The following is a 26454-nucleotide window of genomic DNA, read 5'->3' as shown; positions in this document are numbered from 1 at the left end:
TTTAAAAGGCCCCGGTGGATTTATCCACCGGGGCCTTTTTTATGCTCTGCGGCCGAAGCTCAGGCTTGAACTGTCTTCGGTTTGCTGAACCGCTTTCGGGCCACCAGCGCCGCCGCGGCGGCACCGAACAGCAGCACCATGGGCGGCGCGGGGACGGGGGCAGGTGGACCACCGCTCGATCCCGGTGGATCATCATGATGGCCACCGGAGCTCGTGCTGCTGCTGGTCGACGTGCTGCTCGCTGACGAGGTCGACGATGCTGAGGAGGTGCTGCTGCTAGACGCGGAGGTCACGTTACCGCTCGACGACGAAGAAACGTTGCCACTTGAGGACGAGGAGACGTTGCCACTCGAGGACGAGGAGACGTTGCCGCTGGACGAGGACGATACGTCGCCGCTCGACCCACCCGACGCGGAAGTGCTGCTGACGCCGCCGGTCGAGGTGGACCCGCCGCTGGACGTCGAGGAGATCACGATGCTGCCACTCGACCCGCCGCCGCCAAAGCCTCCCCCGAAGCCGCCGCCGAACCCACCCGAGCCGCCGAAGAAGCCGCCGCTCCCACCGACGACGACCGGAACGCCACCACCGCCGCCGCCGCCGATGAAGCCGCTACCGACTGGCGCGATTGCGGGGTTTGGGGCGGCGTTGGCGACCGTGACGATCGTCGGCGTGCAGGCGGTGCTGGTGGTGGTCGTTACGTGGCGACGCAGGCGCGGCCGTACCGAGGCGACCTGACGATGAACGACGCGTTTGACCAGCACGCGTTTGGTGTTGGCGGTGCGTGCCGGGCGTTCGGCCACGTGCACGGCACCGCCGCCGATCAACGCACCGCCGCATGCGCATGCGCATAATTTCGCCAGAGCCATCCTCACCGACATATCGTCATTCTTTCATTTTCGACATTCGCTTCAATGTCGCACCCCGTCCGCAGCTTCCACTCCGCTGTACTACTAACGGCAAAAGAAACGGTTAAATGCAACCGCCTTGATCAAGTCTCGCATAGTTAACGAGCTGGTATCGAATCCATATTCGTCAGGATCGACGTTAACGTACCGGCGTGGGACAGAAAAGTGCCAAAGTGGACCGGGGTTCAACCCGCTGTCGCCGTACGACTTATATGGTCCAGATCGGCCTCACCGAGTTCGTCGTGCAACCGCGTCTAAAGCGTCCGTAATAAAATGTCGTTAATCCCCGATTATGCGCAAGTCCTCTCGCTTGTGGTGTATGGCGGGTGCGACTATAGGCGCTTTCACCATTTTGGGGGGGCTTCTGGAGATCGGCGTGGCTGATCCGACGGAGCCAAAGGGAGAGTGGTATGGCGACCGTTATGAATCGTATGGACGATACCGACAATTCCAATCGCGGCGCTGCCAACGACCGGAGCGCGGAGGACGGCAGTGCGGACGGCGCAGGGTACCGCCCCGACGCGGACGAGCCGTTTATGAGCCTAAGGCAGCAGGCGTATTTTCGTCGCAAGCTGCAAGCTTGGAAAGAGGCGATCCTGCGGGAGTCGCAGGAAACCCTGTCACAGTTGCAGGTCGACTCATTGCGCGAAGCCGATCTGACGGACCGCGCATCGAGCGAGACCGACTGGTCGATCGAACTGCGTACACGCGATCGTCAGCGCAAGCTCGTCTCCAAGATCGAGGCCGCGATCCGCCGGATCGACGAGGGCGAATACGGCTATTGCGAAGTTACCGGCGAACCGATCAGTCTTGCACGACTGGAAGCGCGACCGATCGCGACGATGACGGTCGAGGCGCAAGAGCGGCACGAGCGGCATGAGAAGGTTTCGCGCGAAGATTGACGATCCGCCCGCGATTGCCGGGTCGTCGACCGTGGGTGAATGCGTTAGGTATTTAGCCACGGCGCGATGCTATGCTCGGTCGAAGATCAGGATCGGTCGGCAATCAGACGGGCCAACTCGGCCAGACGGGCGGTATCAGTGGCAGATATTTTTGACCGGTTGACCGCCGCCGCGGATGGCGTCGAACGCGAGGAAGGCTCCGCCAAGCTATCCGGCGGCCGGGTCGGTAGTCGAGACAGCCTGTTGTTGATGGCGCACCTTCGGTTGGCCGGCGAGCAACAGACGCGCGAAGTCCGGGTTCGTAATCTGTCCGAACGCGGCCTGATGCTCGAACTGGATAAAATGGTCGCTATAGCGACTCCGGTGCAGCTCGACGTGCGCGGGATCGGAGAGGTCGGCGGCAAGGTTGCCTGGTGCACCGAGGGGCGCGTCGGCGTCGCGTTCGATTCGCCAGTCGATCCCAAAAAAGCGCGGAAAGCCGTCGGAGCGTCAAAGCCGGTCGACACATCGTTCCAGACCAAGGCTACATCGGGACCCTGATCGCCGGGCGATGTCATTGGCTACCGCGTATCTCCCCGGATCGACGTCCGGGGAGGGCTGGTTTCAGCGTATCACAGGCTGACGATGGCTTCCTTCAGCTTCAGTTTCTGCTTTTTCAATCCTGCCAGGATGGTCGCATCGGGCAAAGGCCGGTGAGCTTCGGCTGCAATCCGTTGATCGAGCACGGCGTGCTTGGTTTCCAGAGCTGTCTGATGCGTCGTCTGCACGGTAGGATACCTCCTGCATTCGGGTTGGGGGACGGAGTAAACCACTCCGTCACGAAAATGTCTTCATCGGAAATGGACCAAATCGATTGGACGACCCGTTTTGCGCGATGACCGGTGATGGAGGCGCGAATCAGACTGGATTTGGGACAGCCGCGTTTATCGCTCGCGCCTCCCGGTGAATTTGCTAAGGGGCGGACCGGCAGCCAGTAATACCGGGGGACGAGGTGGACGAGGCGCAGATCAAGGCTCAACTTGAAAGCATGCGGGTCGAGCATCGCGATCTCGATGACGCGATCGCGGCCTTGGCGGCCAAGCCCGTACCCGACCAGCTGCAGATCGCGCGCCTTAAGCGGCGCAAGCTGCGGTTGCGCGATGAAATTGCTGCGCGCGAGGACATGCTGATACCCGACATCATCGCCTGATAGACGCACGGGTCCGGCGCCAAGCGTGGGCGATCGAATCGACGCATTTCGGGACAGCTCTAGGTTAACGCGGCGTTTTCCATGGTGTGGCAGAGGCACGCGCTATGGCATCGCCGCAGACATGATGGACGTCCAGGCCGAATCGCGGCTGCACCCTCGCTTGATCGATGCCTTGTACAGCGAATCGATGCTGCTTGCGGATGAAGCGCGCGCGTATTTCGACGAGGTCGGCCGCAACGAGCGCGACGGACTAGACCCGTTCGTACGGGTCGGCTTCAGCTGCGAATCACTGAAGGTGACGACGCGGTTGATGCACGTGATCGCCTGGCTGCTGACGCAGCGCGCGATCCAGGCGGGGGAATTGGCGGTCAAGGATGCGCTCGATCCGTCGCGGCGGCTGGGAGATGGGCCGGTTACCGATCGGGTTCTGCTTGAATCGCTACCCGCCCGCGCCCGGTCGCTGATCGACTCGAGTACGGATCTGCACCGCCGGGTCGCGCTGCTCGATGCCGCGCAAACAATGCCCGCCCCAGAACCTAGCGCGGTGCGCTCGATGCATCGGCGGCTGGCGCAGTCGTTCTAAGCCGTCGAATGGCGGCCGATCGTCGCATCGGCCGCCATCGAGATGGTGTCAGCTGATGTGGACGGCCTTGGTGATCAGATGTGCGGCGACACCTTCCGGACCATCCTCGGAGCCATGGCCGCTGTCCTTGATCCCGCCGAACGGGCTGTCCGGATAGCTGAGCCGGACGTTGTTGATCGCGATCATCCCCGCCTCGATCGCGTCGCCGAGCATGTTCTGGCGGCGACCGTTTTCGGTGAAGCAATAGGCGGCGAGGCCGAACGGCAGGCGGTTGGCTTCGGTGACTGCGTCCTCGTCAGTCGCAAAGCGGCTGAGCAGCGCGATCGGGCCGAACGGCTCCTCGTTCATCGCACGTGCCGAGAGGGGGACGTCGGCGAGCACGGTCGGCTGGAAGAAGAACCCGCCGCTGCCACCGTATTCGCCGCCTGCGAGCAGCTTGGCGCCGTGACCGGTCGCATCGCCGACGAGTTCGGCGATCGCCTCGGGTCGACGGGCATTGGCCATCGGCCCCATCTGGCTGGTGGCTTCCATGCCGTCGCCGACCTTCAGCGCGCGGGTGCGTTCCGCGAAGCCCGCGGCGAACCGGTCGTAGATGCCGTCCTGAACATGGAAGCGGGTCGGCGCGACGCAGACCTGTCCGGCGTTACGAAACTTGTGCGCGACTAGCGTATCGAGCGTCTTGTCGAGATCGCAATCGTCGAACACCAGCACCGGACCGTGCCCGCCGAGCTCCATCGTCGTCCGCATCATCGTGTCGGCGGCGAGCTTCATCAGCGCCTTGCCGACCGGCACCGAGCCGGTGAAGCTGAGCTTCCGCGTGATCGGCGAGGCGAGCAGGTGGCGCGACACCATGTCGGGGACGCCGAAGACGCACTGCGCGACGTCGCCGGGGAGCCCGGCATCCTGAAAACACTTGAGAACCTCGACCGCGCTGCCCGCGGTTTCCTCGGACGGCTTGATGATGATCGAGCAGCCCGCTGCAAGTGCCGGCGCGATCTTGCGGACGACGTTCATCACCGGAAAGTTCCACGCGCAGAACGCGGCGACCGGCCCGACCGGCTGGTGCAGGACGAGGCTGCGGGTGCCCGACGGACGCGGGAGCACGCGACCGTAGATGCGCTGCGCTTCGCCGGCGTGGAAATCGAGCAGCGCGGCGGCGAAGGCGACCTCGCCCTTTGCCTCGGCCTGGATCTTGCCCTGTTCGAGCGTCGCGATCCGGGCGATGTGGTCGGCGCGCTCGCGGAGCAGTTGGGCTGTACGAGTCAGGATCGCCGCACGCTTTTCGGGCGGAGTCGCGCGCCAGGCGATGAACCCGCGCTGGGTCGCCTCCAGCGCACGGTCGAGATCCGCCACGGTTGCCAGCGGCAGCGCGGCCTGGCCCGCGCCGGTCGCCGGATTGAGCACGTCGCGCGTATCTCGCCCGCCGCCGCTAACCCATTCGCCGGCGATATATAGGCCGAGGCTCGTGTCATAGGCCGTCGTCATCGATCGTCTCCATACCTGTTTCAGGGCGTGTTGCGGTTGGGTAAGCCAGCCTTCACCGTGGAGGCGTGGGCGGCACCCAGCGTTCGCTACATCGTCGGGGCATTGCCGAGGCGCAACCCCGTGCGCCTTCACTGCGACGCCTCTGCGGCAGACTTCAACCGCCACGCGACCAATGGCCGTGTGCCCAATCCTCGTGCATGCTCGCCGGCCTATGGCGAAGAAGAAATATCTGCTGACCGCGACGTTGCCTGACGGGTATGTGAAGACGATCGGACCGACGGCCACCGAGTTCACGCATTACTGGCGGCTCGTCGCGCACCTCGGGGGCGGGCGGACCGAGGTGTTCTGGGGTCATACCAAGTCGCTTGCCGAGGCGCGTCGCAAGCGCGCCGCCGCGCGCGATCCGGGCATCGCGCGCGGTTGGGAACGGTATGATTTCGACATCGTCGAGGTCGTGCGATCGACGGAATAGCGTCGTTCCGGTCGTAGGCCTGGTGCGACAACGGGAACGTCCGCGCAGTCTCTGCGCTGTGATGTGGCGTACTACGACAGGATACAGGACATGAAGATCGGTTTTATCGGCCTCGGCCAGATGGGCAGCGCGATTGCGGCCAACCTGGTCAAGGCCGGGCATGACGTGACGGTTTGGAACAGGTCTGCGGACAAGGCCGCGGCGCTGGTCGATTCCGGCGCGCGGTTGGCCGAACGGCCGGTCGATGCGGCGCAAGGCGAGGTCGTGATGACGATGCTCGCGGACGATGCTGCGGTCGAGGCGGTGGTGTACGGCGAGGGGGGTATCCGCAACGCGCCCGCGCTGCACGTGTCGCACAGCACGATCGGCATCGCGCTCGCGGATCGGCTTGCGGCCGATACGGGCAACGGTTTCGTCTCGGCGCCGGTGTTCGGGCGGCCGGTTGCAGCGGAGGCGGGCAAATTGTTCGTGATCGCCGCGGGGGCGTCGGCCGACCTCGATATCTGCGAGCCGCTGTTCGCCGCGATCGGGCAGCGGACGTTCCGGATCGGCGATACGCCGTCGTCCGCCAATCTGGTCAAGCTGAGCGGCAACTTCATGATCATGGCCGCGGTCGAGGCGATGGCAGAGGCGATGACGCTCGCCGAGAAGGGCGGCGTCGATCGCCGGACGTTGCTCGACGTGCTGACCGGCACGCTGTTCGGTGCGCCGATCTATCAGACCTACGGCGACATCCTCGTCGAAGACCGGTTCCGCCCGGCGGGGTTTGCCGCGCCGCTCGGGCTGAAGGACATGACGCTGGCCGACACCGCCGCGACCAGCTTGCGCGCGCCGATGCCGATCCTCGGAATTGTGCGCGATCACCTGAGGTCGGCGATCGCCAGCGAGGGCGAGGATGTCGACTGGGCGGGGGTTGCGCTGGCGGTTCGGCGCGGCGCGGGTATCGCCTAGTTGCGGATCATGACCGTCGGCGGGGTGGTGATCGTCGTCGCCAGCGCAACAGGCCGGTGCCGAGCATCACGCTCGGCACCAGTCCGGTGACGAACGCCAGCCACCGCCCGATCAGGCCGAACGCTTCGCCGCCGTGGAGCGGGTGCAGCCAGCTCAGCACGGTGTCGCCGCTGGCGTCGGCAAGGCCGTCGCGCACGGCGAGGATCCGCCCGGTGTACGGGTCAAGCCAGACATTGGTGCGGGGGAACCGGCGGCTTGGTTCGCCTTTTCGCGCGAGATTGATGCGGATCGGCCCGGTGGCATTGGCCGGCGTCTCGATCCACGCGAGCCCACCGTCGGGAAAGCGACGCCGGGCGGATGCGATCAGCCGGTCGATTGGCAGCGCGGGGCCAGCCGGCACGACGACCAGCGCGGGCGTCTGAAACAGCGGCGAGGCGCGGGCAATCAACGGCCGGGTCTGATTTGGCAGATCGAGCAGCACGCCGGTCGCGGTGATCGCGAGCAGCGGGATAAGACCGATAAGACCGGTCAGCTTGTGCAGATCGTAGAGCCGGCGGATCGCGGCGGCGGCGGGTTTGAACCGCAGCGCGCGCCACCAGCCGCCGGGTCGCGGCCACCACGCCCAAATCCCGCTGACGATCAGGACGAGCATTGCGATTCCAGCGATGCCCATCGCGATCCCGCCCGGCTCGCCCAGCAACAGCCGGTAATGAAGATCGTAGATCCAGGTCACGACGGTATCGCCCCAGAACCCGGTCCGGATCGTCGTCAGGCGGACCGGGTCGATCCACAGCAGCATCGGCGCAAACGCACGGCCGGCGGTTTCCTTCGGCGTATAATAGCGGACCGGGATCGCGCCGCCGTCCGAGGTGACTTCGATTCGCCAGGCGCCGGTCCGCGACGGATGCTCGCGGTGGAGCGTATCGACCACCGCCTGCCATGATGGCGGGCGCGTGCCCGCCGGGATCGCGCGCAATGGCGGGCTGAAGGCCGCGTCGATCTCCGGGTAGAAGACGAGCGCGCTGCCGGTCAGCCCGGCGAAGGCGAACACCAGCCCGATCGATAGACCGAGCCAGAGATGGATGCGGCGGACCGCGACGCGGACCGACCGCGGCTGCGCAGTCGTTTGCATGCGCATCAGAGTCGCAGCCGTACCGCGCCGAACAGCGACCGCGGATCGGCCGGCGCGTGGAGCCGCTGCGTCCCGTCATACCAGACATATTCGTAGTGGTCGTTGGCGAGGTTCTTGACCTGCAGCGACAGTTCGACATGCGGCGTCACGGTATAGGCGACCTCGGCGTTGAGCACGACGTAGCCGCCGTAGCGGCCCTGCGTGTTGGCCGGGGTGAGTTCATAGCTCGACTGGCCATTGCCCCAGAGCGACAGCCGCAACCGGTCGACCGTCGTCACGTCGAGCCCGCCGGAGACGACGTTCTGCGGGACATGATCGATCGCGTTGCCAGCCTGCGACGGGGTCGCGGGGTCGGGCGTGACGATCGTCGCGGTCTGGTGTGAATAGCTGCCCCACAGGTCGACGCCGCGCGCCGGCTTTACGTCGAGCTGGAGGTCGATTCCGCGCCGCCGGGTCTTGCCGAGATTGTCGAAATCGCCCGACGGGTCGTTCAGCCGTCGCTTTAGTTCGCCGCTTGCGGTCTGTTGCCACAGCGCGACGCGTGCCTCGAGCCAGCGACCCCGTGTGACCTTGATACCGCCCTCATAGCCTTCGTTGATCGAGGGGGCGACATCGACGGTGCGCGGCGGCACCATATAGGCGCCCGAGCCCGCACCGATCTGGAACGTCCGGCCGTAATTCGCATAGAGCGTGACATCGCCGACCGGGGTGATCGCCACGCTGAGCTTGGGCTGGCTGATCGTGCCATAGTCGTTGATCGGCGCGGTGGTGCCCGCGAGCCGGTTGGCGAAATGCCCATCGACCCGGTCGACCCGCCACGCCGGCGTGATCTTGAGCCAGGCGGTCGGCTCGATCACCGCCTGGAGATAGCCGCCATACACGGTCAGGCCGAATTGCTGGTCGCGCGTCTGGCTGGTGATGACGCGGCGGTCGGTCAGCCAGCGCAGGCTGCGATTGTCCTGCACCTGGATGTCGCCCCCCGCCTCGATCATCAGCGCGTGGAGAAAGTCGACGCGCGGATGATAATGCAGCGCGACGATGCCGCCATATTGCCATTCGTCGGTCAGCCGCCGCTGTTGCGCGACGCTGGCCGAGAACCGCACATAGCGGTCGTCGGTGAGGCTGTTCGCATAGCCCTTCGCGCTGAGCGCCAGCGTGTCGGCCAGATCCGAATCGAGGTGGAGGCTGTACTGGCCGATCCGACGCTTGCCGCCATCGGTTTCGGACACGGCATAGGATCGTTGCCGGTCGGTATAGGCGTCGGCGTCCGTTAGATAGCCCGGTTCCTGCGCGGTCGCAGTCGAGTAGCGGACGATCGCACCCAGCCGGGTCGCACCGAAATCGTAGAACCATTTGCCCGCGAGATTGAGCCGATCCAGATCGGCATGGTCGCGATAGCCGTCGGTGCGGCGATAGCTGACGAGGTAATTCTGGCTGAACTTGCCGCGTTCGAGCCCCGCCGAGACCTGGCCATCGGCGGTCCCGAACGCGCCGCCGATGAGCCGTGCGTCTAGGTAGGTGCCGCCGATCCGGGTCAGGATGTTGGCGTTGCCGGCGATGTTGTTGAGGCCCCAGCGCGGATCGGACGTGCCGCGGACCAGTTCGATTCCGGTGATGTCGAGCGGCGCGATCATGTCGATTCCTGTCATCCCGCCGGCATTGTCGTTGGTCGGGATGCCGTCGATCATCAGCTTGACCGCGTTGATCTCGCCCTCGCCGTTGAACCCGCGGATCGAGAAGCGACCCGACGTCGTGCCCTGGTTGAAGTCGGTCAGCACGACGCCCGGCAGCCGCGCGAAGATCTCCCAGGCGTTGTCGACCGACTGGCGCTGCGCGACGTCGCCGCCGAGCAGATCGACCGAGGTCAGGACGTTGCCGGTCGACCGCGCCATGCTCGGCGCGGTCACGACGATATCGCCGATCGTGAAGCGCGTATCGCTCTCGGTCGGCGGGGCATTGGCGGTTTGCGCGGCACTCGGGTTGGCGAAGGCGAGCAGCGGCACGACGACGGCCAGCGCCATCGTCGCCTCGTGGGGAGGCGTGAATCGAAACATCGGCAATTCCAGTGATCGGCGCGCATCTCAGGGATGCGCGTCATGAATCGGTGCACATCGCGCTCGGCGACATGCGTTTCAGAGGATCAGAGGTAGGCCGGCGGGCCGCGCAACGGCGGGCGCAGATACCGCGTCAGCGCGCGCGGGAGCGGTCGGACATACCGCCATGCGAGCGCCATGGCGAAGGCGATCGCAGCGATCCGCAGGACGAGATCGACGCTTTCCAGCGCGTGCGCGGTCAGGCTGGAAAACGCGCAGGGCATCTCCGCCTTGTCGTGCTTGGTCGAGCGATCGTGGTTCATTGTCGATCCGGCACCGTCGTCGTGCATGCCCGGCATCGCCATTGCCTGGGGGGTCACCGCCTGTGTCACCAACGGCTGGGCCGCCATGTCCTGCGGGGTCATGCCCGAGCAGAGCGTGATCGCGATCCGGCCGTGCTCGCTGGACACCATGTAGCCCGAGGGTACCAGCAGCTTCATCGCCAGCGCCGCCATGCACAGCATTGCCGCGAGGTAGCGATGGGACAGGGAAAGGCGGCGAAGACGGTGCACGAATCGGGGGTAGCCGGGTGCGGACGGCCTGTCACTTGGCCATCCTGCCCTCCCCGCACGGGAAGGATCAGCGGATCATGCGGGCGATCGTCTTGGCGGCGGCCGCACCATAAGGCGGCTTCAACCCGGCGAGCTTGGCGACATCGAGCCGCGATTGCTTGAACACGGCGCGTGCGTGGCTGAACGTGCGGAAGCCCTCGATCCCGTGATACGCGCCCATCCCCGATGGGCCGCTGCCCCCGAACGGCAGGTCCTCCATCGAGATGTGGAATATCACATCGTCGAGAGTCACCCCGCCCGAGATCGTCCGGTCGAGCACGCGGCGGCGTTCCGCGTCGTCGCTGCCGAAATAATAGAGCCCGAGCGGTCGGTCACGTCGGTTCACCTGCGCGATCGCATCGTCGATCCCGTCGTAGCGGCGGATCGGCAGGACCGGGCCGAAGATCTCCTCCTGCATCACGATCATGTCGTCGGTCGCATCGCGGACGATGTGCAGCGGCATTTTCCGCGAGTTGGCGGCGCCGAAATCCTCGTTGGCGGGGTTCACGACCTCGACCGTCGCGCCCTTTGCACGGGCGTCGGCGATCCAGTCGGTGAGGCGCTGGTGGTGGCGGTCGTTGACCACCGAGGTGTAGTCGGCGTTGGCGAGCAGCGTCGGGTACATCGCGCTAGCGGCGGCCTTTATGCCGTCGACGACCTTGGCTTCGTCCGCGGAGGGAACGAGCATATAGTCTGGGGCGAGGCAGATCTGCCCGGCGTTCATCATCTTGCCGAGCGTCACGCGTTCGGTGGCCTTCGCGATATCCGCCGAAGCGCCGAAGATGACCGGCGACTTGCCGCCGAGTTCGAGCGTGACCGGCGTGAGGTTATCGGCGGCGGCATGGAGGATGTGGCGGCCGATCGCGGTCGCGCCGGTGAAGATGAGATGATCGAACGGAAGCGCGGAGAATGCCTTGCCGACTTCCGCATCGCCGGAGACGATCGCGAGTTCATCCTGCGCGAAATATTTGGGGGCGATCTCCTCGAAAAGCGCGGCGGTGGCGGGCGTGTACTCGCTCGTTTTCGCCATCGCGCGATTACCCGCGGCGAACACGCCCGCGAGCGGACCGATCAGCAGGTTCACGGGGAAATTCCACGGCGCAATAATGCCGATCACGCCCTTGGGCTGGTATTCGACCCACGCCTTCGCGCCCAGCAGACCGAGCGGAAACTGGACCGGGCGGCGGTCGCGCTTCATCCAGCGGTCGAGATGCTTGGCGGCATGCGCGATCGGCGCGAGCGAGGCGCCGATATCGGTGATCATCGTCTGCTCGCGGCTACGATGCCCGAAATCTTCCGACACCGCGTCGCAGAACCGCGCCGCGTTCTCCCGTACCATCGCCGCGGTGCGCTTGAGGCGGTCTAGGCGGACGGCTTTCGTGACTGGCATCTCGGCCATGAACGCTTCGCGCTGGACGGTGAGGATGGTGTGCATGTCGGTCATCAGGGCATCCTCGAATGGGTAACGAACCCGCCTCGCAAGGTGAGCGGGGTTAAAGCGAACGCCAAGCGGTCGTGTGACGTCGTAGATACCGCCCGCTAGTTGCGATGCTCAGCCGGAGGCGGTGCCAACGGCTTTCGTTTGTGCTTACCTCCCGCTGCCAGGACGATGACGGCGCTCGACAGCAGAATACTCGACACGAGGACGCCGACGGAAAGCAGGCCAGTGTTGGTCACGCGGGCATCGAATTTCGTACGTGCGCCGATCCGGATTGAAACTTCGGCAGCGTGGCGATGACTGATCGACCCGCGTTCGGCGATATCCAAGTTTTTCATCTGTAAAAACTGAACCCTCGTTGGTCATCGGGCAAGCCCCCAAGCCTCAGATAGCGAAGCAACGCTTCCCCCCAGAGGGCACGTCTTGGGGTGACGTTCTGTTGCGTCGGCTGTGACGAAGGATGGGGGGCGCAATGCGCTTCACGCTCCCACCGGCAGGTCCCGGAACGCCTGGTCCTTGTCGACGCGGATTTCGCCGGGGAGGCCGAGGACGCGTTCGGCGATGATGTTCTTGAGGATCTCGTCGGTGCCGCCGGCGATGCGGAGGCCCGGCGCCCACATCGTCGCGGCGTGGAACGCGCCTTTCAGCGGGGTGAGTGCGGGGTCGGAGATGATGCCGTATTGATCGCCCGCCTCGACCGCGGTGTTGCCGATCGCCTGCAACTGGTTGGCGGCGACGATCTTGCCGATCGAGCTTTCGGGGCCGGGCACCTGGCCCTTCGACAGCGCGGTGATCGTCCGCATCCGGGTGTTCCGCAGGCCCTCCGATTGCACCCACCAGTCGGCGAGCGTCTGGCGAAACGCGGCGTCCTTCAGCAGCGGGCCGTCTCCGCCATTGGCCTGGGCGGCGAAGGCGAGGATGTCCTCGGGGCCGACGCCACCGCTCGTGCCGATCGCCAGACGCTCGTTCATCAGCGTGAACAGCGCGACCTTCCAGCCGCCGTCTACGGGGCCGAGGCGTTGCGCGTCGGACATCCGGACGTCCTGGAACCAGACTTCGTTGAAGCTCGATCCGCCGGACATCTGGTGGATCGGGCGGATCTCGATCCCCGGCGCCTTGAGGTCGAGCCAGAACATCGTCAGGCCCTGGTGCTTGGGCACGTCGGGGTTGGTGCGGACCAGGACGATCCCGTAGTCGCTGTAATGCGCGCCCGAGGTCCAGACCTTCTGGCCGTTGATGATCCACTCGTCGCCGTCGCGGACGGCGCGCGTGCGGATCGCGGCGACGTCGGAGCCGCCGGCGGGTTCGGAGAAGAGCTGCGACCAGATCTCGTCGCCGCGCACCGCGGGGCCGACGAAGCGCTGCTTGGTCGCGCCGTCGGCATAGGCCATCACGGTCGGCACGCACATGCCGAGCCCGATCGTGAAATAGCTGCCGTCGACCGCGTGTTTCGCCTCTTCCTGGCCGAAGATGACGCTTTCGATCGGGGTGCCGCCGCCGCCGCCCCATTCTCGCGGCCAGGTGATGCAGGCGTAGCCACCGGCCGCTTTGCGCGCCTGCCATGCCTTCGCCTTGGCCATGTCATCGTCGTAGTGCCCGGCATCGTGCTCGGCGATGTTCGCGTCGAGCCACGCGCGTGCGGCGGCGCGATACGTGGCTTCGGCGTCGCTGTCCTTGAAGTCCATGTGCTGCTCCGATCAGGCGGCGTTGCGCATTTCGAGTTGGCCGACGAGGCGTTCGCGCCACGCCGCGGGGCTGCCGGCGACGAGCGCGAGCTGGCGCGAGCGCCGGTAATAGAGGTGGCAGTCGGACTCCCAGGTGAAGCCCATCCCGCCATGCGTCTGGATGTTCTCCTTCGACGCGAACCAATAGGCGTCGGAGGCGGCAACGCGCGCCGTGGCGGCGGCGAGCGGGAGTTCGGCGGCGCCCGCGTTGAGCGCCCACGCGCCGTAATAGGCGTTCGAGCGCGCGAGTTCGTTCTTCACGTACATGTCGGCGAGCTTGTGCTTGATCGCCTGGTAGCCGCCGATCTGCCGCCCGAAGGCATAGCGGTCGAGCGCGTACCCCTTCGCCATCTCCAGACAGCGATCCGCGCCGCCAAGCTGCTCGAACGCGAGGAGGACGGCGGCGCGGTCGAACACCGCCTGCATCGCAGCGATGCCGTCGTCGGTGCCGAGCCTTTCGCAAGGCGCGTCGGTGAAGGTGAGCCGGGCGGCGCTGCGGGTCGGGTCGAGCGTTTCAAGCACCTCCGCGGTGACGCCTGCGCCCTGCTCGACGAGGTAAAGGCCGTCGCGGGCGAGAACGACAATCAGGTCGGCGACGTCGCCGTCGGTGACGGGAATCTTCTCGCCGGTGAGCTTGCCGCCGGAGACGGTGGTGCGGACCGAGCGTGCGGTGACCGGGCCGGCACCTTCCGACGTCGCGAACGCGCCGATGACGTCGCCCGCCGCGATCCTCGGCAGCCATCGGACTTTCTGGGTGTCGCTGCCGTACAGCAGCAGCGCTTCGGCGACGAAATAGACGGTCGAGGCGAACGGGATCGGGGCGCAGGCTCGCCCCAGTTCCTCGGCGATCGCGCAGAGTTCGATATGGCCAAGCCCCAGTCCGCCGAACTCCTCGGGGATCGCCGCGCCGAGCCAGCCTTGTGCGCCGACCGCGCTCCAGAGATCGACGTCATAGGCGGTGCCGACATCATCGAGCACCGCGCGGACGCGGTCGCTGCCGCAGTGCGCCGTCAGAAATTTGCGCGCTTCGTCCTTGAGGAATTTCTGGTCGTCGGAATAATCGAAGTTCATGCGGACTCCTGAGGCTTCGCCCAATATTCGTCGCGGAGCAGGCGTTTGTAGAGCTTGCCCGTTTCGTGCCGCGGCAAGGTCTCTCGGAAGTCGATCCGGCGCGGCGCCTTCACATGGCTGAGGTTCGCGCGGGCGAAGGCGCTGAGTTCGGCGGCGAGTTGCACGCGATCCTCGGTCGGGTCGGCGGGGCAGACGATCGCCACCACCTGTTCGCCCATCTCGTCGTCGGGCGCGCCGATCACCGCGACGTCGGCGACCTTCGGGTGCGTGACGAGGAGGTTCTCGATCTCGGCGGGGTAGATGTTCACGCCGCCGGAGATGATCATGAAGCTCTTGCGATCGGTGAGGTAGAGATAGCCCTCCTCGTCGAGCCAGCCGACGTCGCCGAGCGTGGTCCAGCCGTGCGCGTTGGCGGCCTCCGCGGTCTTGGCGGGATCGTTGTGATATTCGAACGCGCCGCCGCCCGCGAAATACACGTCGCCTTCCGCGCGCGGGGGCAATGCGTTGCCCTGCTCGTCGCAGATCATCGTCTGCGCGGTCAGGTTGCGGCCGACCGAACCCTTGTGCGTCAGCCATTCCGCGCTGGAGATCGCGCAGAACCCGTTGCCTTCGGTGCCGGCGTAATATTCACCGATGATCGGCCCCCACCAGTCGATCATAGCCTGCTTGACCGGGAGCGGGCAGGGGGCGGCGGCGTGCCACACCGCCTTCAGCGACGACACGTCGTAGCGCGCGCGGACTTCGGGTGGGAGTTTGAGCAGGCGGATGAAGTGCGTCGGCACCCATTGCGCGTGCGTGATCCGGTAGCGCTCGATCGCGGCGAGCGCAGCTTCGGGATCGAAATGCTCCATCACGACGACGGTGCCGCCGACCTGATGCACCGCCATCGACCAGCGCAGCGGCGCGGCGTGATAGAGCGGCGCGGGCGAGAGATAGACCATCTCGGGCGTGAACCCGTACAGCCCCTTGCCGAGCATCACGAGCGGCGAGATGTTGGTGCCGAACGGCTCGTCCGACAGCGCGTGCTTGACGCCCTTGGGCTTGCCGGTGGTGCCCGACGAATAGAGCAGGATGCCGCCGGGCGAGGGATCGGCAATAGGCGCGGCGGGTTTCGCATCGCGCGCGGCTTCGTAAGACGCGTACCCGTCGATCGCGCCGTCTACGACGTAGCGCCGCACGTCATCGAGCATTGGAACGAGGGCCGCTGCCACCTCTGTGCAACCTTTGCTCGCGATCAGCACGCGGCAATCGCCGTCGCGAATGATGTAGGCCGCTTCGCTCGCGGTCAGTTTCGACGACAGGCAGGTGCAGTACACACCGGTGCGTTCGGCCGCCCACATCACTTCGAGATAGCGCGGCGAATTGTCCATCAGCACCGCGATGCCGTCGCCGCGCTTCAGCCCGAGCGACCTGAGGAGATGCGCACCCCGGTTTGCACGTTCGTCCAGGTCGCGATACGTCACCGTCTCGCCCGTCGCCGCCATGATGTAGGCGGGTTTGTCGGGCGTCGTCAGCGCGTGCGCGACGGGGTGCATCAGACGCGCTCGATGATGATCGCCGGGGCCATCCCGCCGCCCGCGCACATCGTCACGAGCCCGCGTTTCAGGTCACGGCGTTCGAGCTCGTCCAATATCGTGCCGATCAGGATCGCCCCGGTCGCGCCGATCGGATGGCCGAGCGCGATCGAGCCGCCATTGACGTTCACTTTCTCGCGATCCAGTTTCAGGTCGCGGATGAACTTCTCGGCGACCACCGCGAACGCCTCGTTGATCTCCCACAGGTCGATGTCGTCGACCGTCAGCCCGGCCTTCGCGAGCACTTTTCGCGCGGCGGGGACGGGGGCGTTGAGCATCAGCGTCGGGTCGTCGCCCATGTTCGCCATCGCGACGATCCGCGCGCGGGGCTTGAGGCCATGCTTGGCGGCATAGTCGGCACTCGCGAGAAGCACGGCCGCGGCGCCATCGACCACGCCCGACGAATTGCCGGCGTGATGGACGTGCTTGATATCGACGTCGGGATAGCGGCGGTTGATCTGCTTTCGGTACGTCGTGCCCTTGTCGTCGAGTGGCACGTCGGCGATCCCGGCGAACGACGGGCGCAGCGCAGCGAGCCCCTCGGCGGTGGTGTCGGGCCGCGGATATTCGTCCTTTTCGAGGACCAGCGCGCCGGTGGTATCAGTGACGGGGACAAGGCTGCGATCGAACCGCCCTTCGGCGATCGCGACTGCGGCCCGCCGCTGGCTTTCGAGCCCGAGCGCTTCGAGCGTTTCGCGGTCGATCCCCTCGATGCTGGCAATCGCGTCGGCGCAGATGCCCTGGTTCGATTGCGGATGCGCGGCGTCGAGCCTGGCGTTGCCCGAGCCGATCCCGAGCGGCCGCTTCCCCGCCGCCATGTCGTCCTGCATCATCGTCGTTGTCAGCGACATCATCTCGGTCCCGCCGGCGATCACGAGGTCTTCCATCCCGCTCATGATCTGCGCCGCGGCGAAGTTCACGGCCGTAATCCCCCCGCCGCAGAACCGGTCGAGCGTCGTCCCGCTCGCCTTCACGTCATAGCCCGCATCGAGCGCCGCCATCCGCCCGAGATCGCCGCCCTGTTCGCCACGCTGCGTCGAGGTCGACCAGATGATGTCGTCGACATCGGCGGTATCCAGCTTGTTTCGCTCGGCAATCGCCTTCAGGACGGTCGCGGCGAGATGTTGGGGGTGCATGTGCGCAAGCGCGCCCTTGCCGGTCTTGCCGATCCCACGCGGGGTACGGACGGCGTCGATGATCAGTGCCTCGGCCACATCGCTCTCCTGTTGCACCCGCCGTTTCGGTCGTGGTGCCTGATGCCGGATTGCGTCCGGCTTCGGTACGGCGTAACATTCGTTATGGGGAATGGCTTGTCAAGCAGGGTATTGGTGGAAGAGGTGACGGCACCGCGTGGCGATCTGGCGCCGCGCGACTGGCTGGAGATGGGGCTGTCGTCGCTCAAGACCGGCGGGCTGCGCGCGTTGAAACTGCGCAGCCTGGCGCAGGCGCTCGGCGCGTCGACCGGCAGCTTCTACCATCATTTCAAGGACTTCGATGGCTATCACGCGGCGCTCGCGGGATATTTCGTCGAGGCGCATATCGACCCGCTGGTGGCCAAGCTCTCCGCGTCGGACTTGTCGCCGGTCGAGCGGATTCGGGCGTTCGCCGATCATGTCCGCGATCACGACATGGCGCAGCTGGCGCTGGCGATGCGCGCTTGGGCGAAAAGCGACGCTCGGGTGGCGGCGGCGATCCGCGAGCATGACGATACGGTGATGGCGTTTCTCGTCGCGCAATTGTCGGCGCACGGGTTCGACTCGGTCGAAGCCGGGATCCGCGCCTATGCGCTGCTCGCGATTGGTCTCAGCGAACTGCATCCGGACGAGGCGATCGACCGCGACGTGCTGCGCGGTGGGTTGCTAACGCTGCTGTGCGAGCGCTAGCCTGATACCGCGACTCCGTAAAAAGCGGAGCGTGAACAAGAGGATGCGGGCATGCAGACGTATGACTACGTGATTATCGGCGCGGGCTCGGCCGGCTGTGTGCTCGCCGCGCGGCTGACCGAGGACCCCGATGTGTCAGTGCTGCTGCTCGAGGCGGGCGGGCGCAACGACGGCGTACTGGTGCGGATGCCCGCTGGCGTCGGCGAGCTGATCAAGAGCAAGAATGCGAGCAACTGGGGCTTCTGGACCGAACCCGAGCCCAATCTCGACAACCGCCGGCTGTGGTGGCCGCGCGGCAAGGGGCTGGGCGGCAGTTCGTCGATTAACGGCATGATCTACACGCGGGGGCATCCGGAGGATTACGACGAGTGGCGGCAGATGGGGCTGCCGGGCTGGTCGTTCGACGACGTGCTGCCGTATTTCAAGCGGCTCGAGGGGCATCATCGCGGCGAGTGCGCCCTGCATGGCGGTGGCGGGCCTCTGACGATCTCGGGCGGCGAGTCCGACAGCCCGTTCTACGACGCGCTGGTCGAGGCGGGGCGGCAGGCGGGCTATCCGGTGACCGAGGATTTCAACGGCGCGAGCCAGGAGGGATTCGGGCGGTACGACCTGACGGTGGCGGACGGAAAGCGGTGGAGCACGGCGGCGGCGTATCTGCGCCCGGTGTTGGCGCGGCGCAATCTGACCTGCGTCACGGGCGCGCGGACGACGCGGATCCGGATCGACAAGGGGCGTGCGGTCGGTGTCGACTATGTGCTCGACAAGGGGGCTCGGGCGGAGTCGGTGACCGCGGCGCGCGAGGTACTGTTGTGTGCGGGGGCGGTCCAGTCGCCGCATATCCTCCAGCTGTCGGGGATCGGTGATCCCGACCGGCTGACCGCGGCGGGCGTCGGCGTGGTGCATGCGTTGCCCGGTGTGGGGGAGAATCTGCAAGATCATCTGGACGTCGTGATGAACTGGAAGTCGCGCGGGCTACGCACCGGCTATGCGATGACCAAGGGCGTCGGCATGATCGGCGTCGGGCTCAATTACCTGTTGCGCGGCAAGGGTGCGGGGCGGCAGCAGTTCCTCGAGGCCGGCGCGTTCGTAGCGTCGCGCGAAGGGCTGTCGCGGCCCGACGTGCAGATCCACGCGGTGCTCGCGATCATGCAGGATCACGGCAAGGTGAAGGCGACCGAGGACGGCTTCACGCTGCATCTCTGCCAGTTGCGCCCTGAAAGCCGGGGGCGGATCGGGCTGCGCTCGGCCGATCCGTTTGCCGATCCGGTGATCGTCGCGAACTATCTGGCGACCGTGGAGGATCGGCGGGTGATGCGGGCGTGCGTCGGGATCGGTCGTGAGGTCGCTCGGCAGGCGGCGCTCGATCCGTACCGGGCGGGGGAGCTGTCGCCGGGTGAGGACGTGCGCACCGACGACGAGATCGACGCTTGGGTGCGGCGGACCGCGGAGACGATCTACCACCCGGTGGGGACGTGCAAGATGGGCACTTCCGACGATAAGCTGGCGGTGGTCGATGCGACATTGGCGGTGCGCGGGTTGCAGGGACTGCGCGTGGTGGACGCATCGGTGATGCCGACGTTGATCGGCTCGAACACCAACGCGCCGACGATCATGATCGCGGAGAAGGCGGCGGACATGATCAAGGGGCGGCAATTGGCGCGGGCTGCTTGAGACTAAAGTCCCGCTAAACCGAGCACTACCTCCGCTGAATAAACACCACCCCGGCGGAGGCCGGGGCCCAGTTGGAAAGGTATCAATAACGACGTGCGGTCCTTCGTCAGCACCGTTCCCCAACTGGGCCCCGGCCTCCGCCGGGGTGGTGGTGATGGGTTTTAGTCCTGCGCACCCGTCGATCCTCACCCATCGCCGCCTTCGGCGTCTCTCCCTCTTCCAGTTGGGAGAGGGAGCGGCCCGCTATCGTGTGGCCGTGAGAAGGGTGAGGACGACTTACGTTACCGAGGCGCCATCCGGATCGCGCCATCGAGCCGCACATCCTCGCCGTTAAAATACCCGCATTCGATCATCGTCAGCGCCAGCGCCGCGAATTCCTCCGGCCGCCCGAGCCGCTTCGGAAACGGCACCGATGCCGCCAACGCATCGCGCACCTGCTGCGGGGCGGCCGCCAGCAGCGGCGTGTCGAAGATCCCCGGCAGGATCGTGTTCACCCGGATACCCTCGCTCATCAGGTCGCGCGCGATCGGTAAGGTCATCCCGACTACGCCAGCCTTCGACGCGGAATACGCGGCTTGCCCCATCTGGCCATCCTCCGCCGCCGCGCTCGCCGTATTGACGATCGCCCCCCGCTCGCCGTCCTCGCCGGGCTCAAGCGTCAGCATCCCGGCCGCCGACTTGGCGAGACAGCGGAACGTGCCGACGAGGTTGATCTGGATGATCCGGTCGAACGCATCGAGCGGAAAATGCTTGATCAAGCCGTCCTGCTTCGATCGTCCCGCGGTCTTCGCCGCGTTCCCCGTGCCGGCACAATTGACCAGGATCCGCTCCTGACCGTGCGCCGCCCGCGCCGCCGCGAACCCCGCATCGACGCTGTCGTCCGACGTCACGTCGACCTTGCAGAACACCCCGCCGATCTCCGCCGCGAGCGCTTCGCCCTTGTCCGCCTGGAGGTCGAAGATCGCGACCTTCGCGCCCTTGGCGGCCAGCGCACGCGCGGTTGCCGCGCCCAATCCTGACGCGCCACCGGTCACCACGGCAGCACTGTTTGCGAGGTCCATGCATCTCTCCTGTCAAAGCCCCGGGATCCGCGCCCCGGTTGCAGAACATTAGTTATGCCCGTATTCGAGGCTTGCCAAGCCGGCATGTCGCTGAGGATCCGCCGATGAGCCACGCCATGTTGCAGAACGCCAGTCCGCACTGGCTCCCGCGTCAGCGAAAGGGCGCGCTCGATCATATCCCGGGCAACTACGGGCTGCCGTTCGTCGGCAACACCTTCAAATTGCTCGCCGATCCGATCGCGTTCTCTGAAGATATGGCGGCGCGCTATGGCCCGGTGTATCGCAATCGCGCGCTCGGCGGTACCGGCGTCAACCTGCTCGGTCCCGATGCGAACGAACTGGTGCTGTTCGACCGCGACAAGATGTTCTCGTCCGAACAGGGCTGGGGCCCGGTGCTCAACCTGCTGTTCCCGCGCGGTCTGATGCTGATGGATTTCGACAAGCATCGCGCCGACCGGAAGACGCTGTCGGTGGCGTTCAAGCCCGAGCCGATGCGGCATTATGCGACCGAACTCGATACCGGGATCGAAGCGGCGATCGGTGGCTGGGCCGGGCAAACGTTGCGCTTCTACGACGTGGTGAAAAAGCTCACGCTCGATCTCGCCGCGACCAGTTTCCTGGGCGTGCCGCTCGGCGCGGAGGCGGACCGGATCAACCAGGCGTTCGTCGACGAGGTGCAGGCGAGCGTCTCGCCGATCCGCAAGCCCTGGCCAGGCACGCAGATGCGCAAAGGGGTGAAGGCGCGCGCGTATCTCGTCGACTTTTTCGAGCGCGAAATCCCCGCGCGGCGGACCGGCGACGGTCAGGATTTCTTTTCGCAATTCTGCCGTGCGACAGACGACGACGGCGCGCCGCTGTCTGCGCTGGCGATCGCCGACCATATGAACTTCCTGATGATGGCGGCGCACGACACGATCACGTCCTCCGCGACGAGCTTGGTGATGCTGCTCGCGCGCAACCCGGAGTGGCAGGAGCGGCTGCGCGAGGAAGTCGCCGCGCTGGATACGGCGCTGCCGCTGACCGAGCAGCTCGATCGCCTGATCCTCACCGAATACGCGTTCAAGGAATCGCTGCGGATGATGCCGCCGGTCCCGTCGATCCCGCGGCGTGCGCTCAAGGGTTTCAGCTTCGGCGGGTATGACATTCCCGCAGGGACGAGCGTCGGGACGGCGATCACCTATACGCACCGGATGGCCGAATATTGGCCCGATCCCGAGCGCTTCGACCCGCTGCGCTTCACGCCCGAGGCGTCGAAGGGGCGGCACCGGTTCGCGTGGGTGCCGTTCGGCGGCGGCGCGCACATGTGCATCGGCTTGCACTTCGCGACGATGCAGATGCGACTGCTGATCGCGCACCTGCTCACGCGCTACCGGATCGAGGCGGCGGCGGGCAGCGGCGACGCGTGGCAGGTGTTCCCGATCCCACGGCCGAAGGATGGTTTGCCGGTCACGTTCGTACCGCTTGCCTCCACGTGATAATGTGTCATCGTGCCGCGGTTCAATCGAAGGAGCCGTTCGTTGCGCTTGACCCTTGCCTTCCTCCTGCTCGCGGCGACGCCGGCCTTTGCCCAGCAACAGCCGACTGCCCCGGTACCTGACGGTCCATCGCGCAGCTTCACCGGCAGCGATCTGTTCGGTCTGACGATCGCAGCCGATCCACAGATCAGTCCGGACGGCAAGACCATCGTCTATGTCCGCCGCACCGGCGACGTGATGACCGACAAGATGCAATCCTCGCTCTGGCTGATCGACGTCGCGAGTGGTCGCCAGACCCCGTTCGCCACCGACGGCAGCAGCCCGCGCTGGTCGCCCGACGGGGCAAGGATCGCCTATGCAGCGCGCGACGGCGAAGGATCGCAGCTGTTCGTCCGCTGGATCGGCGGTGCGCAGAGCGCGCGCGTGACGAGTTTCCCCGGCGATCCGCAGGCGCTCGCCTGGTCGCCCGACGGCACGAAGCTCGCCTATATCGCCACGGTGGCGGGCGAGGGGACCAAGCTTGGCACGCAGCCACCCAAGCCCGAGGGCGCGAAATGGGCCGAGCCGCTGACGATCATCGACCGCGTCAACTACCGCAACGACGGGCCGGGCTATGTGAAGCCGGGGTACGATCATCTGTTCGTGGTCGGCGCGGACGGGGGCGCGGCTCGGCAGCTGACATACGGCAAGTTCGACGATGGTGGCCCGCTGTCGTGGACGCCCGATGGCCGCAGCATCGTCTTCGCCGCGATCCGTGGCCCCGCCGCCGATCGCCAGGTGATGAACTCCGACGTGATCGCGGTCGATGCGACGAGCGGCACGATGCGGACGCTGACGACGCGCGACGGCCCCGACGCCCAACCGCGCGTGTCGCCGGATGGCTCGAAGATCGCGTGGCTCGGTTTCGACGACAAGCGCCGCAGCTACGAGAACACGCAGCTCTATGTCGGTGATCGCGACGCTGCCTTGCCGCGCTCGCTCACCGCCACGCTCGACCGCGGAATCGAGGACGCGGTGTGGTCTGCCGACGGTCGCAGCCTGTATGCGAGCTATGATGACCACGGCCAGCGTCGCGTCGCACGCGTCGGTGTCGATGGTCGCGTCACGCCGCTGATCGACAATGTCGCGGGCGGCGGGCTCGACCGGCCCTATACCGGCGGCGAGTTCTCGGTCTCGAAGGGCGGCACGATCGCCTATACCGGCGGCGATGCGAGCGCCCCCGCCGACGTCTGGGTGCTGGCGGGCGGCAAGCCGCGACGCCTGACGACGCTGAACGCGGTGCTGACCGGATCGAAGGCGCTGGCGACGGTGCGGAAGATCGCGGTGACTGCGCCCGACGGTCGCCCGATCGACGCATGGCTCGCCACTCCGCCGGGGCGTGTCGCAGGTCAACGCGTGCCGTTGATCCTGGAGATCCACGGCGGTCCGAACGCCGCCTACGGCCCGGGCTTCGCGACCGATATGCAGCTCTACGCCGCGGCCGGTTACGCGGTGCTGTGGACGAACCCGCGCGGTTCGACCTCCTACGGGGCCGGGTTCGCCAACCTGATCGACAAGACCTATCCCGCCGCGGACTATGACGACCTGATCGCCTCGGTCGACGCGGCGATCGCGGAGGGTACCGCCGATCCGGACAATCTGTTCGTGACCGGCGGTTCGGGCGGCGGGCTGCTGACCGCGTGGATCGTCGGCAAGACCGACCGGTTCAAGGCCGCCGCGACGCAGAAGCCGGTGATCAACTGGATCAGCGAGGCGCTGACGATGGACAACACGCTTTTCACTTCGCGCTACTGGTTCACCAAGCTGCCGTGGGAAGATCCGATGAGCTATTGGAACCGCTCGCCGCTGAGCCTGGTCGGCAACGTCAAGACACCGACGCTGGTGGTGGTCGGTGGCGACGATTACCGGACGCCGGTGAGTGAGTCCGAGCAATATTACGCGGCGCTTCAGATCCGCGGCGTGCCGACCGCGCTTGTGAAGGTGCCGGGTGCGAGCCACGGTGGCCTTGCCGCCCGCCCGTCGCAATCGGCGGCAAAAGCGTCGGCGATCATCGCCTGGTTCGATCGATACCGAAAGCCGGCAGGCGCAACGACGCCGGCACAGGGAGCAGCACAATGACGATACGGTACATTATGCTGGCCGGCGTAGCGCTGGTCTCGACCGCGGCGGTCGCACAGGTCCAACCACCGCGTGTCGCCAAGAAGCCGTTCCAGGTGACGTCGCCCAACGGCGCGCGCGAGGACGATTATTACTGGCTGCGTGACGACACGCGGAAGAACCCGGAGATGCTCGCCTACCTTGCCGCGGAGAACGCCTATGCCGACGCGCAACTCGCGTCGCTGAAGCCGCTTCAGGCCAAGCTGTACGAAGAGACCGTCTCGCATATCAAGCAGGACGACAGCTCGGTGCCGTATGCGAAGAACGGCTATTATTACGGTTCGCGGTTCGAGACGGGGGCAAATTATCCGATCCTCGAGCGCCGCAAGGGCAGCCCGACCGCGCCTGCCGAAACACTGTTCGACGAGCCGGCGATGGCGAAGGGCCACAGCTTCTTCGCGCTGAGCGACTGGGCGGTGAGCCCCGACAACGCCCGCGTCGCCTGGGCGGAAGATACCGTTGGGCGGCGCCAATATGTGCTCAAGGTGAAGGACCTCGCGACCGGCGCGGCGATCGCCGACACGCTCTCGAACATCGAGCCGAACGTCGTCTGGGCGGACGACAACAAGACGTTGCTGTACGTCGAGAAGGACCCCGTCACGTTGCGCGGCTACCGCGTAAAGGCGCATGTCCTCGGCACGCCGGTCGCCAGCGACCGTCTGCTCTACGAAGAGAAGGACGACACCTATTCGATGGAGGTCTCGCGCACCTCCGATGACAAGTTCGTCTGCATCGGCGTCGGCAGCACGGTGAGTGACGAGCAACGCTGCGCGCCCGCGGCCGCCCCGACGAATTTCACGATCGTCGCACCGCGCGCGCGGGAGTTCCGGTATAGCGCGGATCATATCGGCAATCGCTGGATCATCCGCACGAACAAGGGCGCGAAGAACTACAAGCTCGTCACCGTCGCCGACGCTGATCTCGCCAAGGGCACGGCAGCGTGGCGCGACCTGACGCCGGCCAGCGACAGCGTCTTCATCGAGGGGTTCAAGCCGTTCGACGGGTTCGTCGCGATCGACCAGCGTGAAGGCGGCAACCGCATGATCCGGGTGCTGAACGATGCCGGCAAGTCGACCGCGGTGACCGCCGACGAACCTGCCTATCGCATGTCGCTCGACGTCAACGAGGAGACGGCGACGCCGTGGGTGCGCTACACCTATGGCTCGCTGGTCACGCCGACGACGACCTACGAGGTCAACGCGAAGACCGGCGAGCGGCGCGTGCTGAAGGTTGCGCCGGTGCCGGGATACGACCCTGCGAAATACGTCACCGAACGCGTCTGGGCGCCTGCGCGGGATGGCACGCGCGTGCCGGTGTCGCTGGTCTACGCCAAGGGCACCAAGCGCGACGGCACCGCGCCGCTCTTCCAATACGCCTATGGCAGCTACGGAATATCGAGCGATCCCGCGGTCGATCCGGGCCGGATCGGCTTGCTCGATCGCGGCGTCGTCTATGCGATCGCGCATATCCGCGGCGGGCAGGAGATGGGGCGCGGCTGGTACGACGACGGCCATCTGCTCAACAAGAAGAACAGCTTCACCGACTTCATCGACGTCACCCGCTATCTCGTTGCGCAAAAATATGCCGCCAAGGACCGCGTCGCGGCGATGGGCGGCAGCGCGGGCGGGCTGCTGATGGGCGGCGTCGCGAACATGGCGCCGCAGGACTACAAGCTGATCATCGCGCAGGTGCCGTTCGTCGACGTGGTGACGACGATGCTCGACGCGTCGATCCCGCTGACGACGTTCGAATATGACGAATGGGGCAACCCGGCGCAGAAGGCGTCGTACGATTACATGCTGAGCTATTCGCCGTACGACAACGTCAAGGCGAAGGCGTATCCGGCGCTCTATGTCGGCACCGGGCTATGGGACAGCCAGGTGCAATATTACGAGCCGACCAAGTGGGTCGCCAAGCTCCGCGAACTAAAGATCGACAAGAACCCGCTGCTGTTCCGGGTGAACATGGAAGCCGGCCACGGCGGCAAGTCCGGCCGGTTCGAGCGCTATCGCCAGAATGCCGAATGGCAGGCATTCATGCTGCAACAGCTTGGTGTCGCGAAGTAGCAGGTCTGCCGCAACGGGAGGGATGCGACGACGTGCCGCATCCCTCCACCTGCTGATCGCCTTCAGGCCTA

24 protein-coding genes are annotated in these 26454 nt (G+C 66.2%); 12 read left to right on the top strand and 12 right to left on the bottom strand.

Annotation, left to right across the window (positions count from 1 at the left end):
- The first annotated feature begins 213 nt into the window (after positions 1-213).
- From ACLBWL_RS12235 to ACLBWL_RS12225, 3 genes are all read left to right on the top strand, one after another.
- Positions 214-735, top strand: a complete 522-nt coding sequence (locus tag ACLBWL_RS12235; RefSeq protein WP_447793355.1) for a hypothetical protein — start codon at positions 214-216, stop codon at positions 733-735.
- Positions 736-1315: 580 nt separating this feature from the next.
- The gene (dksA, locus tag ACLBWL_RS12230) at positions 1316-1807 is read left to right on the top strand and encodes an RNA polymerase-binding protein DksA (RefSeq protein ID WP_447793353.1); all 492 of its coding nucleotides are present in this window, start codon (positions 1316-1318) and stop codon (positions 1805-1807) included.
- Positions 1808-1945: 138 nt separating this feature from the next.
- Complete coding sequence (locus ACLBWL_RS12225) at positions 1946-2347, top strand: PilZ domain-containing protein (RefSeq protein WP_447793351.1); 402 nt, start codon at positions 1946-1948, stop codon at positions 2345-2347.
- Between the two features lie 71 nt (positions 2348-2418).
- Here ACLBWL_RS12225 and ACLBWL_RS12220 read toward each other — a convergent pair whose 3' ends face one another.
- The gene (locus tag ACLBWL_RS12220) at positions 2419-2574 is read right to left on the bottom strand and encodes a DUF465 domain-containing protein (RefSeq protein WP_447793349.1); all 156 of its coding nucleotides are present in this window, start codon (positions 2572-2574) and stop codon (positions 2419-2421) included.
- 260 nt (positions 2575-2834) lie between these two features.
- Here ACLBWL_RS12220 and ACLBWL_RS12215 point away from each other — a divergent pair, with 260 nt between their 5' ends.
- On the top strand, positions 2835-2996 hold the full coding sequence (locus tag ACLBWL_RS12215) for a DUF465 domain-containing protein (RefSeq protein WP_447793510.1): 162 nt from the start codon (positions 2835-2837) through the stop codon (positions 2994-2996).
- 124 nt (positions 2997-3120) lie between these two features.
- Positions 3121-3579, top strand: a complete 459-nt coding sequence (locus tag ACLBWL_RS12210; protein WP_447793508.1) for a DUF1465 family protein — start codon at positions 3121-3123, stop codon at positions 3577-3579.
- Positions 3580-3627: 48 nt separating this feature from the next.
- On the opposite strand, the gene ACLBWL_RS12205 is transcribed toward ACLBWL_RS12210, so the two are convergent.
- Entirely contained in the window at positions 3628-5064 is a 1437-nt protein-coding gene (locus ACLBWL_RS12205) for an NAD-dependent succinate-semialdehyde dehydrogenase (protein WP_447793347.1), read from the bottom strand.
- 211 nt (positions 5065-5275) lie between these two features.
- Between ACLBWL_RS12205 and ACLBWL_RS12200 the strand changes: the two genes are divergently transcribed.
- Positions 5276-5536, top strand: coding sequence for a hypothetical protein (locus tag ACLBWL_RS12200; RefSeq protein WP_447793345.1), 261 nt, complete (start codon positions 5276-5278; stop codon positions 5534-5536).
- A gap of 63 nt (positions 5537-5599) precedes the next feature.
- Complete coding sequence (locus ACLBWL_RS12195) at positions 5600-6487, top strand: NAD(P)-dependent oxidoreductase (RefSeq protein WP_447793343.1); 888 nt, start codon at positions 5600-5602, stop codon at positions 6485-6487.
- A gap of 7 nt (positions 6488-6494) precedes the next feature.
- Here ACLBWL_RS12195 and ACLBWL_RS12190 read toward each other — a convergent pair whose 3' ends face one another.
- The 9 genes from ACLBWL_RS12190 to ACLBWL_RS12150 all read right to left on the bottom strand — a co-directional run bounded on the left by ACLBWL_RS12190 (position 6495) and on the right by ACLBWL_RS12150 (position 17284).
- Complete coding sequence (locus tag ACLBWL_RS12190) at positions 6495-7625, bottom strand: PepSY-associated TM helix domain-containing protein (RefSeq protein WP_447793341.1); 1131 nt, start codon at positions 7623-7625, stop codon at positions 6495-6497.
- Positions 7625-9673 carry a TonB-dependent receptor gene (locus ACLBWL_RS12185; RefSeq protein ID WP_447793340.1) on the bottom strand — a complete coding sequence of 683 codons (2049 nt, stop codon included), beginning with the start codon at positions 9671-9673 and terminating at the stop codon, positions 7625-7627. The genes ACLBWL_RS12190 and ACLBWL_RS12185 overlap by 1 nt, the downstream gene beginning before the upstream one ends.
- Positions 9674-9759: 86 nt before the next feature.
- Positions 9760-10224, bottom strand: a complete 465-nt coding sequence (locus ACLBWL_RS12180) for a hypothetical protein (protein WP_447793338.1) — start codon at positions 10222-10224, stop codon at positions 9760-9762.
- Positions 10225-10291: 67 nt separating this feature from the next.
- Positions 10292-11707: a coniferyl aldehyde dehydrogenase gene (locus ACLBWL_RS12175; RefSeq protein WP_447793336.1), complete on the bottom strand. Its 1416-nt coding sequence runs from the start codon at positions 11705-11707 to the stop codon at positions 10292-10294.
- Positions 11708-11802: 95 nt separating this feature from the next.
- Positions 11803-12030, bottom strand: a complete 228-nt coding sequence (locus ACLBWL_RS12170) for a hypothetical protein (RefSeq protein WP_447793334.1) — start codon at positions 12028-12030, stop codon at positions 11803-11805.
- A 150-nt stretch (positions 12031-12180) separates the two neighbouring features.
- On the bottom strand, positions 12181-13386 hold the full coding sequence (locus tag ACLBWL_RS12165) for an acyl-CoA dehydrogenase family protein (RefSeq protein WP_447793332.1): 1206 nt from the start codon (positions 13384-13386) through the stop codon (positions 12181-12183).
- A 12-nt stretch (positions 13387-13398) separates the two neighbouring features.
- Positions 13399-14496: an acyl-CoA dehydrogenase family protein gene (locus tag ACLBWL_RS12160; protein WP_447793330.1), complete on the bottom strand. Its 1098-nt coding sequence runs from the start codon at positions 14494-14496 to the stop codon at positions 13399-13401.
- The gene (locus tag ACLBWL_RS12155; protein WP_447793328.1) at positions 14493-16031 is read right to left on the bottom strand and encodes an acyl-CoA synthetase; all 1539 of its coding nucleotides are present in this window, start codon (positions 16029-16031) and stop codon (positions 14493-14495) included. Before ACLBWL_RS12155 ends, ACLBWL_RS12160 begins: the two co-directional genes overlap by 4 nt.
- Positions 16031-17284, bottom strand: a complete 1254-nt coding sequence (locus ACLBWL_RS12150; protein ID WP_447793327.1) for an acetyl-CoA C-acetyltransferase — start codon at positions 17282-17284, stop codon at positions 16031-16033. Before ACLBWL_RS12150 ends, ACLBWL_RS12155 begins: the two co-directional genes overlap by 1 nt.
- 123 nt (positions 17285-17407) lie before the next feature.
- Between ACLBWL_RS12150 and ACLBWL_RS12145 the strand changes: the two genes are divergently transcribed.
- A complete protein-coding gene (locus ACLBWL_RS12145; protein ID WP_447793325.1) occupies positions 17408-17953 on the top strand; it encodes a TetR/AcrR family transcriptional regulator in 546 nt (181 codons plus the stop codon).
- Between the two features lie 51 nt (positions 17954-18004).
- Positions 18005-19624, top strand: a complete 1620-nt coding sequence (locus ACLBWL_RS12140) for a choline dehydrogenase (RefSeq protein WP_447793323.1) — start codon at positions 18005-18007, stop codon at positions 19622-19624.
- 281 nt (positions 19625-19905) lie between these two features.
- Here the strand turns inward: ACLBWL_RS12140 and ACLBWL_RS12135 are convergent, their stop codons facing one another.
- Positions 19906-20685, bottom strand: coding sequence for an SDR family NAD(P)-dependent oxidoreductase (locus ACLBWL_RS12135; RefSeq protein WP_447793322.1), 780 nt, complete (start codon positions 20683-20685; stop codon positions 19906-19908).
- Positions 20686-20789: 104 nt separating this feature from the next.
- On the opposite strand from ACLBWL_RS12135, the gene ACLBWL_RS12130 reads away from it, so the two are divergent.
- From ACLBWL_RS12130 to ACLBWL_RS12120, 3 genes are read left to right on the top strand one after another with little or no spacing between them, the layout of a single operon-like run.
- Positions 20790-22160 (top strand): cytochrome P450, encoded by a 1371-nt coding sequence (locus ACLBWL_RS12130; protein ID WP_447793321.1) that lies wholly within the window; start codon positions 20790-20792, stop codon positions 22158-22160.
- A 42-nt stretch (positions 22161-22202) separates the two neighbouring features.
- Positions 22203-24278 (top strand): prolyl oligopeptidase family serine peptidase, encoded by a 2076-nt coding sequence (locus tag ACLBWL_RS12125; protein WP_447793320.1) that lies wholly within the window; start codon positions 22203-22205, stop codon positions 24276-24278.
- On the top strand, positions 24275-26383 hold the full coding sequence (locus tag ACLBWL_RS12120) for a S9 family peptidase (protein WP_447793319.1): 2109 nt from the start codon (positions 24275-24277) through the stop codon (positions 26381-26383). Before ACLBWL_RS12125 ends, ACLBWL_RS12120 begins: the two co-directional genes overlap by 4 nt.
- Positions 26384-26454: the final 71 nt, after the last annotated feature.

The organism is Sphingomonas sp. M1A8_2b (genome assembly GCF_053345535.1).
The sequence above is the reverse complement of the archived record's forward strand: the minus strand, read 5'-3'. Positions and strand labels throughout refer to the sequence as shown.